General features: G+C 73.1%; 1 protein-coding gene and 1 pseudogene. Both read right to left on the minus strand.

Features of this window, described 5'->3' with window-relative positions; all coding sequences use genetic code 11:
- Positions 1-20: 20 nt before the first annotated feature.
- Positions 21-6,740, minus strand: a complete 6,720-nt coding sequence (locus ACH4K4_RS00050) for a type I polyketide synthase (RefSeq protein ID WP_398164479.1) — start codon at positions 6,738-6,740, stop codon at positions 21-23.
- Positions 6,732-15,107: pseudogene (locus ACH4K4_RS00055) on the minus strand (type I polyketide synthase); the annotation flags it as partial. The pseudogene ACH4K4_RS00055 and the gene ACH4K4_RS00050, both read right to left, overlap by 9 nt.
- Positions 15,108-15,164: the final 57 nt, after the last annotated feature.

Genomic DNA, 15,164 nt, shown 5'->3' on the forward strand with positions numbered 1-15,164 from the left:
CGTCAATAAGTCCGAAGCAACTAGTTGGACAGACCAAGTTCCTTGTCCAGAAACTCAAACACCTCGTCGGGAGTTGCCGACTGGAGTTCGACCTCTTCACTCTCGGACTCCGCTCCGCCCTGTTTTTCGATCCACTGGGACAGAATTTTCTGCAGCCGCCTCGTGATGCTTTCGCTTGTTTCCTGGTCGGGTGCCGAACTCGACAGACTGGATTCGAGCCGGTCGAGGTCGTCGAGTATCGGCACCGAAACTGCTTCATCCTCGATGAATTCGGTCCGCAGCCAGGTGGCCACCGCCACGGGAGTGGGGTAGTCAAAGATCAACGTAGCGGGCACCCGCAGCCCAGTCGCAGCGTTCAACCTGTTACGGATCTCGACCGCCGTCAGCGAGTCGAAGCCCAGGTCCTTGAACGCCTGCTGCGCCTGTACCGCCTCCAGCGACGGATGTCCGAGCACCACCGCCGCCTCGGCCCGCACCAGGTCCGTCAGCACCCGCTCCTGCTCGGCCCGGTCCATCCCGGCCAGCCGCCGGGCCAGCTCCCCTTCGCCGGACGCGGCGTCGGCGGGTGCGGCGGCGGCGGGTGCGGCGGCGACGGTGGCCAGTTGACGGACCTCCGGCAGGTCCCGCACCAGCGGGCTCTGTGTCAGACCCACCGAGGTCGCGGCCAACTGGGCCCAGTCCACGTCCATCACCGTCACGACGGCGTCGGGGCCCTCCAGCGACTCGCCGAGCGCCCGCACCGCCAGTTGCGGGTCCATCGCGGGCATCGGGAGCCGTTTCATCCGCGACCGGATCGCCTCCTTGGACTCCGCGAGGCCGCCTCCGCCCCACAGGCCCCAGGCCACCGACAGACCGGCGAGCCCACGGCTGCGGCGGTGCTCCGCCAGGGCGTCCAGGTAGGCGTTGGCCGCCGCGTAGTTGCCCTGACCCGCGGAGCCCAGCGTGGATGCCGCGGAGGAGAACAGCACGAACGCGTCGAGGTCCAGGCCGGCGGTCGCCTCGTCCAGGTGGGCGGCGCTCGCGGCCTTCGCGGCCAGCACCGTCTCCAGACGCGATACGGAGAGACGATCGACCACCCCGTCGTCCAGAACACCCGCGGTGTGCATCACCGCGGACAGCGCCGGACCGCTGCGACCCGTCCACCCCACCAGCGCGGCCACGGCCGACCGATCGCTCACATCACAGGCCACGACGTCCACACGGGTGCCCTGCGCGGCCAACTCGGCAGCCTGAGCCGCGATGCCGGGAGCCCCGGGCCCGGAACGGCTGGTCAGGACGAGACGCTCCGCATCCCGTTCGCCCAGCCACCGCGCCACATGGCCCGCGATCGCACCCGTACCACCGGTGATCAGCACACTGCCCCGCGGCGTCCACTGCTCCTCGGTACCCCGGGACGGGGCGGGCCGGCTCATCCTGCGGCCGAAGACCCCGGCCGCTCTGATGGCGACCTGGTCCTCGCCGCCCCCGGCCAGCACCGCCACCAGGCGCGCGCCGGCCCGGTCGTCCACCGCCGCGGGCAGATCGACCAACCCGCCCCACCGGTCCGGGTGCTCAAGAGCGATGACCCGGCCCAGCCCCCACACCTGCGCCTGGACGGGGCTGCCCAGCACCTCGTTCGGCGTCGCCGCCACTGCACCGCATGTGGCCAGCCACAGCGGAGCGGCGATTTCTGCGTCGCCGAGGGCCTGTACGAGACCCAGCGTCGCCGCCAGACCACCGGCCACCACCGGGTGCTCCGGCACCGGCGTCTCAGCCAGCGCCAGCAACGACAGCACACCCGCGACCCCGCCGGGGTCCGCGCCCTTCAGCGCCTCGCCGATCCGCGCGGCCACACCGTCCCGGTCCACGGACAGGGCCGGGACCTCGACCACGACGACCTCGGCACCACGGGCCCCCAGCGCCGCCGTGCACCCCAGGGTCGTGCCGCCCTCGGCCAGACCTTCCGGGACCGCCACGAGCCACGTCCCGGACAGCACGCGCAGGTCGGGCTCGGCCGCCGGGGCCCAGCCCATCCGGTAGCGCCAGCCCGCGGTCACGGACCGGTCCTGCTCACGGCGCCGCCAGGACGCCAGTGCCGGCAGCACCTCGCTGAGATGCTGCTGGTCCTCGATGGCGAGCGTGTCCGCTATCCGGTCCAGGTCGCCGCCTTCGACGGCCGCCCAGAACTGCGCCTCGGCCGCCGTACCCGCTCCGTCCCCGCCGGTGGCGGGCAGCGCCGACAGGCCCTTCGGCCAGTACTGCTCGTGCTGGAAGGCGTACGTCGGCAGCTCGACCCGGTTCGCGGTCGGCAGTACCTTCGCCCAGTCGACCGTGGCACCGTGGACGAACGCCTCGGCCAGCGATGTGACCAGGCGGCTCGCGCCGCCGTCGTCGCGGCGCAGCGTCCCGCACACCGCCGCGGGCACCGTACCCGGACCCGCTTCCTGCGCCACTTCCTCCAGCGACTCGGTCATCGCACCGAGCAGCACCGGGTGCGGAGTGACCTCGACAAAGACCTGGTGGCCCTGGGCAGCGAGCGTGCGGACCGCACGGTCGAAGTGCACGGTGGCGCGCAGGCTTCCGTACCAGTACGCGGCGTCCAGCTCCTCACCGGACAGCGTCTCGCCGGACATGGCCGACACCATCGGCACCCGGCCCTGGCGCGGGGCCACATCGGCCAGTACGGAGACGATCTCCTCTTCAAGCCGCTCCACCTGGGCGCTGTGCGAGGCGTAGTCCACCGCCACCATCCGGGCCCGGACCCCTTCCGCGTCCAGCTCGGCCCGCAGCTCCTCCAGCGCCTCCGGCTCGCCCGAAACCACCACCGCGGCCGGCCCGTTAACCGCCGCCAGAGACAGACGCTCGCCCCACTTCGGCAAACGCTCCTCGACCGCCGCAGCCGACAGGCTCACCGAGAGCATCCCGCCCGCACCCGCCAACACCTTCAACGACCGCGACCGCAACGCCACAACACGGGCGCCATCCTCCAACGACAGCATCCCGGCCACCGTCGCCGCCGCGATCTCACCCTGCGAGTGACCCACCACCGCATCCGGAGACACACCTGCCGCCTCCCACACCGCCGCCAGCGACACCATCACCGCCCACAACGCAGGCTGCACCACATCCGCAGCCTCCAGAGCAGGAGCGCCGTCCGCGCCGGCGAGTACCTCCGACAGCGACCACGGCACGTACGGCGACAGCGCCGCCTCACACTCGGCAAGACGCGCCGCGAACACCGGACTGGACTCCACCAACCCCCGCCCCATACCCAGCCACTGCGAACCCTGCCCCGCAAAGGCAAACACCGTCCGCGCTCCCGCACGGGCGACGCCCGACACCACCGAGCCCGTGGACACCCCTGTCGCCAGGCTCTCCAGGCCCGTCACCAGTTCCGCGCGGTCGCCGCCCACGACGACGGCGCGGTGTTCGAACTGGGAGCGGGTCACGGCCAGCGACCAGGCCACGTCGGCCGGGTCCGAACCGGGTCGTGCGGCCACCCATTCGCGCAGCCTGCCCGCCTGGGCAGACAGTGCCTTGGCCGACCGGCCGGACACCACCCACGCGCCGGGGCCCGAGACCACCGGTGCCGTGGCAGCGGTGCCGCTGTCGGCGGCGTCCGGGACATCGTCCTCCGTGGTTGCGGAGCCGGTGGCCGGGGCCTCTTCGAGGATGATGTGCGCGTTGGTGCCGCTGATGCCGAAGGAGGACACACCGGCGCGGCGCGGCCTCCCGTCGGCGGGCCAGGGCACCGGCTCGGTGAGCAGCCGCACGTTCCCGGCCGACCAGTCGATGTGCGGCGAGAGCTCGTCCACGTGCAGCGTCCGCGGCAGCTGCTGGTGCTGGAGCGCCAGCAGCATCTTCATCACACCGGCCACACCGGCGGCTGCCTGGGTGTGGCCGATGTTGGACTTCACCGAGCCCAGCCACACCGGACGGTCCTCGGGACGGTCCTGGCCGTAGGTCGCGATCAGGGCCTGGGCCTCGATCGGGTCGCCCAATGAGGTGCCCGTACCATGCGCCTCCACCACGTCCACATCGGCGGCCGACAGCTGCCCGCCGGCCAGGGCGGCGCGGATGACGCGCTGCTGGGAGGGGCCGTTGGGCGCCGTCAGACCGTTGGACGCGCCGTCCTGGTTGATGGCGCTGCCGCGCACCACCGCGAGCACCGGGTGGCCCAGCCGCCGCGCGTCCGACAGGCGCTCGACCACGAGCATGCCGACGCCCTCGGCCATGCCCATCCCGTCGGCCGAGGCGGCGAACGCCTTGGAGCGTCCGTCCGCCGCGAGCCCGCGCGCCTGGGAGAACGCCACGAACCCGTCGGGGATCGCCATGACCGTGACGCCGCCGGCCAGGGCGAGCGAGCACTCCCCCGACCGCAGCGCCTGGGTGGCCATGTGGAGGGCCACCAGCGAGGAGGAGCACGCCGTGTCCATGGTCACGGCGGGGCCTTCCAGGCCGAAGGCGTACGACAGCCGGCCCGACAGCACGCTGGTCGCGTTGCCGGTCATCACATGCCCTTCGATGCCCTCGAACTCCCCGCCGCCCTGGAAGTCGAGTGCGGCATAGCCCGACCCGTAGCCGCCGACGAAGGCGCCGGTCTGGCTGCCGCGCAGCGCGGCCGGGTCGATGCCCGCCCGCTCGAAGGCCTCCCACGAGGTCTCCAGCAGCAGCCGCTGCTGCGGGTCCATCGCCATGGCCTCGCGCGGGCTGATCCCGAAGAACCCCGCGTCGAAGCCGCTGGCGTCCCGGACGAACCCGCCCTCTTGGGTGTAGGAGGTTCCCGACTGCTCGGAGTCCGGGTCGTAGAGCGCCTCGATGTCCCAGCCGCGGTCCTGCGGGAACGGACCGATCGCGTCCGTACCCGAGGCCAGCAGCTGCCACAGCTCCTCCGGGCTGGCGGCGCCGCCGGGGAAGCGGCAGGCCATGCCGACGATCGCGATCGGCTCGTCCGCCACCGCGGCGGCCGGGCGGGCGGGTTCGGCGGCGGGCAGTTCGCCCGCCAGCTCGCCCCGCAGCAGCCCGACCAGCGCGGCGGGGGTGGGGTAGTCGAAGACCAGCGTCGCGGGCAGCCGCAGCCCCGTCTCCGTACGCAGCCGGTTGCGCAGCTCGACCGCGGTCAGCGAGTCGAAGCCCAGGTCGGTGAAGGCCCGGCCCGCCTCGATCGAGTCCGCCGACGCGTGTCCGAGGACCGCGGCGACATGCGCCCGGACCAGGTCCAGCAGCATCCGGTCCCGCTCCGGTCCCGACGCGCCGGCCAGCCGTCGGCGCAACGCCTCCCCGGCGTCCGCACCGGAAGTGGTGGTCTGAGCGGCGGCGGCCCGGCGGACCCGGCCGCCGGCCAGCGCCCGCCACAGCGGTGGGACGTCCGTGCTGCGCGCGGCCCGCGCCCGCAGGTCCGCCAGATCCAGCCGGGCCGGTACGAGTACGGCCTCGTCGCGGGCCAGCGCGGTGTCCATCACGGCCAGGCCCTCCTCGGCGCCGAGCGTCGCGACCCCCGACCGGCTGATGCGCGTCAGCAGCTGCTCGCCCAGGTCCCGGCCGATGCCCGCTTCGTGCACCCACGGGCCCCACGCCAGCGACAGGCCCGCGAGGCCCGCCGCCCGACGGTGGCTCGCCAGTGCGTCCAGGAAGGCGTTGGCGGCAACGTAGTTGCCCTGGCCGGGCGCGCCGAAGATCGAGGCCGCCGAGGAGAAGAGGACGAAGTGGTCCAGGTCCATGTCCTGGGTGAGCTCGTGCAGGTGCCACGCGGCGTCGGCCTTCGGCCGCATGACCGCCGCCAGCCGGTCGGCGGTGAGCGTGGCAATCACCGCGTCGTCGATGATCCCGGCGGCGTGGAAGACGGAGCCCAGGGGGCACTCGGCCGGGATGGTCGCCAGCAGTGCGGCCAGCGCGTCCCGGTCGGCCACGTCACAGGCCACGACCCGGACCTGTGCGCCCAGCTGCGCCAGCTCCGCGGCCAGCACTGCCACATCGGCGGCGGCAGGGCCCGTGCGGCTGGTCAGCACCACCCCGCCGGCCCGGCCGGTCGCCACCAGGTGGCGGGCCACCAGCCCGCCCAAGGTCCCCGTACCACCCGTCACCAACAGCGTCCGCCGGCCACCGACGAGGGGGCCCGCGGGGTGTTCAACCGCCGCCAGAGCGCCGGACGGACGGGCCAGCCGCCGCCCGAACACACCCTTGCCCCGGAGGGCCAGCTCCGGTTCGCCGCCGGCGAGAACCGTCGGCAGCACGGCGATCCGTTCGCCGTCGTCGGTGGCGGGGAGGTCGGCGAGGACCAGCCGGCCGGGGTTCTCCGACTGCGCCGAGCGCAGCAGGCCCCGGACCGCGGCCGCCGCCAGGTCCGCCACGCTCTCGTCAGCCGTGGCCGCCACACCGCCGCGGGTGACGACCACCAGCTGCGCCGCCTCCAGGCGCGGTTCGTCCAGCCACTGCTGGGCCAGCTCCAGCATCTCGCCGGTCATCCGCCGGGCCGCCTGCGGCATCTCTTCGGCGGACGTGGGCGGGGTGCCCACGCAGACCAGCACCGTCCGCGGAGTGGCGTCACCGGCTTCCGCTGCCACGGCGATCTCGGTCAGGTCGGGGAAGGTCCGCACCGGTACGCCCGCGGCGGCCAGACCGTCGACCACCCCGAACCGGTCGGCGCCGATCAGCGCCCACTCTCCCGCCGGGGCGGGGGCCTCGGCCACCGGGGCCCACTCCTCGACGAACAGCACATCGTTCGGCGCGCCGTCGGCGCTCTGGAGCTGGGCGGCCGACACCGGGCGGCTGACCAGCGACTCCACCGACACCACCGGGGCGCCCGCGGTGTCCGCGGCGGTCAGCGCCAGGCCGCCCCGCGCGTCCCGCCGCAGCCGGGCGCGCAGCACCGACGCGCCGCCGGCGTGCAGTTCCACGCCGGTCCATGCGAACGGCATACGGACCTGACCCGGCTCGTCCTGGGCGTCTTCCGCCGCCGTGTCGTCCAGGGGCACGGCGTCCAGGGCGGCGGCATGCAGGGCGGCGTCGAGCAGAGCCGGATGCAGCCCGAAGGAATGCGCCTCGTGAGCCACCGGCTCCGGGAGCCACACCTCGGCGAAGATGTCCTCGCCACGGCGCCAGGCGGCCCGCAGCCCCTGGAACGCCGGGCCGTACACACCGGCCAGCCGCTCCGCGTACACATCGTCGACGTCGAGCGCGGTCGCGCCCTGCGGCGGCCAGACCGACAGGTCCTCCTGGGCCTGCCCGCTCGCCGGGGCCGGGGCGAGCACACCGGCGGCGTGCTGCGTCCATGCCTGCTGCTCACCGGTGTCGTCGGGGCGCGAGAACACCTCGATCCCGCGCCGCCCCTCGTCGTCGGCCGCGGCCACCACGACCTGGACCTGTACGCCGCTGCCGTCGGCGGGCACCACCAGCGGCGCCTGCAGCGTCAGTTCTTCCAGCAGGCCGCACCCGGCCTGGTCGCCGGCCCGTACCGCCAGCTCCACGAAGCCGGTGCCCGGCAGCAGTACGACGCCGCCCACGGTGTGGTCGGCCAGCCACGGATGCGTACGCACCGACAGCCGTCCCGTGCAGACCAGCCCCGCGCCGCCCGCGAGTTCCACCGCCGCGCCCAGCAACGGGTGGTCCACCGCGCCCAGGCCCAGCGACACCGCGTCCTGGCCGGCGCCCGCCAGCGTCAGGGGGAGCATCCCCTGCGGCCAGAACCGCTCGTGCTGGAAGGCGTACGTGGGCAGTTCCACCCGTCGGCCGGCCGGCAGCACCGCGGTCCAGTCCACGTCGGCTCCGTGGACGAACGCCTCGGCGAGCGAGGTGACCATCCGCACCGCGCCGCCTTCGTCGCGGCGCAGCGTGCCGCAGACCGCACCGGGCACCACGCCCGGACCCGCGTCCTGCGCGACCTCCTCCAAGGTGTCGTTCATCGCCCCCATCAGCACCGGGTGCGGGGTGACCTCGATGAACACCTGGTGCCCCTGGTCGGCCAGGGTCCGCACGGCACGGTCGTAGTGGACCGGTGCCCGCAGACTCCCGTACCAGTAGCGGGCGTCCAGCTCGGGTCCTGACAGCGTCTCGCCCGTCATCGCGGAGACCATCGGCACCCGCCCCTGGCGCGGCGCCACGCCTGCCAGTACGGAGACGATCTCCGCTTCGAGCCGCTCGACCTGGACGGAGTGCGAGGCGTAGTCCACGGCGACCATCCGGGCCCGTACGCCCTCGGCCTCCAGCTCCGCCCTGAGCTCTTCCAGGGCCTCCGGCTCGCCGGAAACCACCACAGCGGACGGCCCGTTCACTGCCGCCAACGACAACCGCTCGCCCCACTTCGGGAGACGCTGCTCAACGGCCGGAGCCGGCTGGCTCACCGAGAGCATTCCGCCCGCACCCGCAAGGGCCTTCAGCGATTGCGAACGCAATGCCACCACACGGGCGCCGTCTTCGAGCGACAGCATCCCGGCGACCGTCGCCGCAGCGATCTCACCCTGCGAATGGCCGACCACTGCGTGGGGGGCCACACCGGCGGCCTCCCAGACGGCAGCCAACGACACCATGACCGCCCACAGTGCGGGCTGCACCACATCCGCGGCCTCCAGAGCGGGAGCGCCGTCCGCGCCGGCGAGTACCTCCGACAGCGACCACGGCACGTACGGCGCCAGCGCCGCCTCGCACTCGGCGAGCCGCGCCGCGAACACCGGGCTGGACCGGACGAGTTCGCAGCCCATGCCCAGCCACTGCGAGCCCTGGCCCGCGAAGGCGAACGCCACCCGCGCGCCGGGGCGGGCCACACCCGACACCAGCGAACCGGCGGGGACACCGGCGGCCAGGCTCTCCAGGCCGGTCAGCAGCTCGGCAGGTTCACCGGCCACCACGACAGCCCGGTGCTCGAATGCCGACCGGGTCGTCGCCAGCGACCAGGCCACGTCCACCGGCGCCAACTCCGGCCGCTCCAGCAACCATTCACGCAGCCGGCCCGCCTGGGCCGCCAGGCCCTCCGCCGACTGGCCCGACACCAGCCACGCGCCGGGGCCCGACACCACGGCGGCCCCATCCGCGCCGGCCGCCGGGGCGGAATCGTCCTCGGCCGCGCCGGCTTCGGTGGCCGGCGCCTGCTCCAGGATGACGTGGGCGTTGGTGCCGCTCATCCCGAACGAGGACACACCGGCACGGCGCACCCGCTCCTCGGACGGCCACGGCATCGGTTCGTTCAGCAGCTTGATGTCGCCGGCGGACCAGTCCACGTGCGAGGACGGCTCGTCGGCGTGCAGGGTCTGCGGGATCTGCTCGTGCTGGAGAGCGAGCACCATCTTGATCACGCCCGCGACACCGGCGGCTGCCTGGGTGTGGCCGATGTTGGACTTCACCGAGCCCAGCCACACCGGCCGGTCCTCGGGACGGTCCTGGCCGTACGTGGCCAGGAGCGCCTGCGCCTCGATCGGGTCACCCAGCGTGGTACCCGTACCGTGCGCCTCCACCACGTCCACATCGGCGGCCGTCAGTCGGGCATTGGCCAGGGCGGCCCGGATGACGCGCTGCTGGGACGGGCCGTTGGGTGCCGTAAGCCCGTTGGACGCGCCGTCCTGGTTAATGGCGCTGCCGCGTACCACCGCGAGCACCGGGTGTCCGTTGCGCCGGGCGTCCGACAGGCGCTCGACCACGAGCATGCCCGCGCCCTCCGCCCAGCCCGTGCCGTCCGCGTCCTCGGAGAACGCACGGCACCGGCCGTCCATGGACAGGCCCTGCTGCCGCGAGAAGTCGATGAACGTCCCCGGCGTCGCCATGACGGTGACGCCACCGGCCAGTGCCAACGTGCACTCGCCCGAGCGCAGGGCCTGGGCGGCGAGGTGCAGCGCTACGAGGGACGACGAACACGCCGTGTCCACCGTGACCGCCGGGCCCTCCAGGCCCAGCACGTACGACACCCGGCCCGACAGCACACTCGTCGCGTTGCCGGTCATCAGGTGCCCCTCAACGCCTGAACCGCCCTGGCCCGCCAGGGTGAAGCCGTAACCGGACGCGTAGCCACCAGCGAATACGCCCGTCGCGCTGCCGTGCAGGGACTGCGGGTCGATGCCGGACCGCTCCAGCGCCTCCCAGGAGGTCTCCAGCAGCAGGCGCTGCTGCGGGTCCATGGCCAGCGCCTCACGCGGACTGATCCCGAAGAACCCGGCGTCGAACTCCGCCGCGTCGCGCAGAAACGCACCCTGCGCCACATACGAGGTGCCGTCCCGCTCGCCGTCCGGGTCGTAGACACCGTCCAGGTCCCAGCCGCGGTCGGTCGGGAAGCCACTCACCGCGTCCCCGCCGGAAGCCAGCAGGTCCCAGAACTCCTCGGGGCTGCCCGCACCGCCCGGGAAACGGCACGCCATACCGACGATCGCCAACGGCTCGTCCGAAGGCGCCATGACGAACAGCGGAGTGCCGGTACCCGTCTGCTCGCCGGTCAGCTCCGCCCGCAGGAAGTCGGCCAGCGCGGTCGGCGTGGGGTAGTCGAAGATCAGCGTGGCGGGCAGCCGCAGGCCGGTCAGCGCATTGAGCCGGTTGCGCAGCTCGACCGCCGTCAGCGAGTCGAAGCCCAGGTCCTTGAACGCCCGGCGGCCCCCGACGGCTTCGGCCGAGGCGTGCCCGAGCACCGCGGCGGCCTCGGCCCGTACGACATCGGTGAGCACCCGCTCCTGCTCCGCCCGGTCCAGCCCGGCCAGCCGTCGCACCAGTTCGCCCTCGCCGCGCAGCGCGGCTTCGCCCCCTGTACCCACGGCGGCCAGCTGGCGGACCTCGGGCAGGTCCCGCACCAGCGGCGCCTCCCACAGCCCCGCCGCATCGGGCGCGGACGCCAACTGGGCCCAGTCCACGTCCATCACGGTCAGCACCGGGTCGGGGCCCTCCAGGGCCTCACCGAGTGCCCGTACGGCCAGAAGCGGGGTCATCGGCGGCATGGCGCCCCGCTTGGCCCGCGCACGCACGGCGTCGCTGGACTCGGCGAATCCGCCGCCCGCCCATGCGCCCCATGCCACGGTCAGGCCGACGAGCCCACGGCTGCGGCGGTTCTCCGCCAGGGCGTCCAGGTATGCGTTCGCGGCAGCGTAGTTGCCCTGACCCGCGGAGCCCAGCGTGGATGCCGCGGAGGAGAACAGCACGAACGCGTCGAGGTCCAGGCCGGCGGTCGCCTCGTCCAGGTGGGCGGCGCTCGCGGCCTTCGCGGCCAGCACCGTCTCCAGACGCGATACGGAGAGACGATCGACCACCCCGTCGTCCAGAACACCCGCGGTGTGCATCACCGCGGACAGCGCCGGACCGCTGCGCCTCGTCCACCCCACCAGCGCGGCCACGGCCGACCGATCGCTCACATCACAGGCCACGACGTCCACACGGGTGCCCTGCGCGGCCAACTCGGCAGCCTGAGCCGCGATGCCGGGAGCCCCGGGCCCGGAACGGCTGGTCAGGACGAGACGCTCCGCATCCCGTTCGCCCAGCCACCGCGCCACATGGCCCGCGATCGCACCCGTACCACCGGTGATCAGCACACTGCCCCGCGGCGTCCAGGTACGGCCGTTGGCACGGGGCTGCACCGCCCGCGTCAGTCTGCGGCCGAGGACCCCGGCCTTCCTGATGGCGACCTGGTCCTCGCCACTGCCGGCCAGCACGGCCACCAGGCGTGCGCCCGCGCGCTCGTCGACCGTCGCGGGCAGATCGACCAACCCGCCCCAGCGCTCGGCATGTTCCAGACCGATCACCCGACCGAGGCCCCACACCTGCGCCTGGACGGGGCTGATCAGCACCTCGTCCGGCGTGGCCGCGACCGCGCCCCGGGTGGCCAGCCACAGCGGGGCGGCGATTCCGGCGTCGCCGAGGGCCTGTACGAGACCCAGCGTCGCCGCCAGACCACCGGCCACCACCGGGTGCTCCGGCACCGGGGTCTCAGCCAGCGCCAGCAACGACAGCACCCCGGACACGCCGACGGGCTCCGCGCCCTTCAGCGCCTCGCCGAGCAGCGCGGCCACACCGTCCCGGCCCACGGTCCCGGCCGGGACCTCGACCACGACGACCTCGGCCCCGCGGGCGGCGAGTGCGGCCGCACACTGCTGTGCCACCTCGTCCTCGCCCAGCCCGGCGGGGGACGCGATCAGCCATGTCCCAGACAGCACACGGGAGTCGGGCTCGGCGACGGGTGACCAGTTCACCCGGTAACGCCAGTTCGCGGTCACCGAACGGTCCAGCTCACGACGCCGCCACGACGCCAGCATCGGCAGGATCTCGCCCAGATACCGCTGGTCCTCGATCTCCAGCACATCGGCGACCCGCGCCACGTCGCCATCCTCGACCGCTGCCCAGAACTGGGCCTCCGCCGCCGTACCCGCGACATCTCCCCCGACGAGCGACGCCGCTGTCGGCATCAGCGACAGCACACCCTCCGGCCAGAACCGCTGGTGCCGGAAGGCGTATGTGGGCAGCTCCACCTGCTCGCCGGCCGGGAGCACCTTCGCCCAGTCGACGGCAGCACCGTTGACGTACGCCCGCGCCAGGCCGTTGATGAGGCCGGTCACGTCCTGGTCGGCGCGACGCTGAAGGGGTACGAAGACGCCTTCGTCGGTGCCGACACCCGCCACCGCATCCGGGCCGAGCGCCGAGAGCGATCCGTCGGGGCCCACCTCGATGAACACCGACACACCCTGCGCGGCGAGCGCGGCCACCGCATCGGCGAAGCGCACCGCCTGCCGGGTCTGCGCCGGCCAGTACGCGCTGTCGCACTCGGTCAGCACCTCACCGCTCAGCGCACCCGCCCACAGCAGCTCCGGACGCCGATACGTCAACTCGCCCGCAATCGTGCCGAGTTCACCCAGGACCGGATCCATGGCAGCAGAGTGGAAGGCGTGCGAGACCCGCAGGCTCCGCACCCGACGACCCTCACCCCGCCAGTACTCCACCACCCGCTCCACCGCATCCGCCGCACCCGACACCACCACCGACTCCGGACCGTTGACCACCGCAATCGACACCCCGGACACGTCCGCCAGAGCGGCCAGCACATCGGCTTCCGACGCGTTGACTGCCGCCATCGCACCACCGCCAGGCAGCGCCTGCATCAGCCGCGCCCGCGCCGCCACCAGACGACACGCATCCGGCAACGACAGCACCCCGGCCACATACGCCGCAGCCACCTCACCCACCGAATGACCCACCACCGCATCGGCAACCACACCGGCCGCCTTCAACACCGCAGCCAAACCCACCTCGAAAGCAAACAAACCCGCCTGCGCATACAACGTCTGATCCGTCAGGCTCTCGTCGACACCGTCGACACCCAGCACGACATCGCGTACAGAGTCACGTACAGAAGCTCCCAACTCCAGCTCCAGGAGCCCGCACACCCGGTCAAACGTCTCCGCAAACACCGGACTGCCGCCATACAGTGCCCGGCCCATGCCCAGCCACTGCGAACCCTGACCCGCAAACACCAGGCCCACCCGGGCATCCGACGGGGCCACGCCGGAGACCAGCGAGCCCGCCGACACACCGGCGGCCAGGTTCTCCAGACCGGCCACCAACTCGTCGCGGCCACCGCCCAGAACCACTGCCCGGTGCTCGAACACCGACCGCGTCGTCGCCAACGACCAGCCCACATCCACCGGCGCCAACTCCGCACGAGCCGAAACCCACTCACGCAACCGGCCCGCCTGCGCCGCCAGACCCTCGGCCGACCGGCCCGACACCAGCCACGCACCGACCTCACCGGCCTTGACGACCGCCGCTGCGGTTTCAGGCGCAGCGGCCCCTTCGTCCTCAGAGGGAACCTCGGCAGGCCCGGGGGCCTCCTCCACGATGACGTGGGCGTTGGTACCGCTGATCCCGAACGAGGACACACCGGCACGGCGCGCACGCTCCCCAGCGGGCCACGGCACCGACTCGTTCAGCAGCTTGATGTCGCCGGCGGACCAGTCCACGTGCGAGGACGGCTCGTCGGCGTGCAGCGTCTGCGGGAGCTGCTCGTGCTGCAGCGCCAGCACCATCTTGATCACGCCCGCGACACCGGCGGCGGCCTGCGTGTGACCGATGTTCGACTTCACCGAGCCCAACCACAACGGGCCCTGCTCGGCGCGCTCCTGGCCGTAGGTCGCGAGGAGTGCCTGGGCCTCGATGGGGTCGCCCAGCGTGGTGCCCGTACCGTGTGCCTCCACCACGTCCACGTCACTGGCGGACAGCTGGGCGCTGGCCAGGGCGGCGCGGATCACGCGCTGCTGGGACGGCCCGTTGGGAGCGGTCAGACCGTTGGACGCACCGTCCTGGTTCACCGCCGAGCCGCGTACCACCGCGAGCACCTTGTGGCCGTTGCGCACGGCGTCGGACAGCCGCTCCACGACCAGCATGCCCGCACCCTCGGCCCAGCCCGTGCCGTCCGCGTCCTCGGAGAACGCACGGCAGCGCCCGTCCTCCGACAGGCCCTGCTGCCGCGAGAACTCCACGAAGGTCCCCGGCGTCACCATGACCGTGACGCCACCGGCCAGCGCGAGAGAGCACTCACCCGAGCGCACGGCCTGGACGGCGAGGTGCAGTGCTACGAGGGACGACGAGCACGCGGTGTCCACCGTGACCGCCGGGCCCTCCAGGCCCAGCACATACGACACCCGACCCGACAGCACACTCGTCGCGTTGCCGGTCATCAGGTGCCCCTCGGCACCCGACCCGCCCTGCCCCGCCCACGAGACGCCGATCCCGTAACCGGACGCGAAGCCGCCCGCGAACACGCCGGTCGCGCTGCCGTGCAGGGACTGCGGGTCGATCCCGGCCCGCTCCAGCGCCTCCCACGAGGTCTCCAGCAGCAGCCGCTGCTGCGGATCCATCGCCAGCGCTTCACGCGGGCTGATCCCGAAGAACCCGGCGTCGAACACCGTCGCATCGCGCAGGAACGCGCCCTGCGCCACATACGAGGTGCCATCGCTCTCGCGATCCGGGTCGTACACGCTGTCCAGGTCCCAGCCGCGGTCGGTCGGGAACCCGCTCACCGCGTCCCCGCCCGAGGACAGCAGCTGCCAGAACTGCTCCGGACTGCCCGCACCACCCGGGAAGCGGCACGCCATACCCACGATCGCAACCGGCTCCGTCGCCCGCTCCTGCACCTTGCGCAGCCGTGCTCGGGCGTCCTGGGCGTCTGCAATGGCCCGCTTAAGGTAACTACGAAGCTTGTCCTCGTCAGACACGTCAGCTCCCAGGAATGA

Source organism: Streptomyces sp. NPDC017529, from assembly GCF_044329785.1.
Lineage (GTDB): Bacteria > Actinomycetota > Actinomycetes > Streptomycetales > Streptomycetaceae > Streptomyces.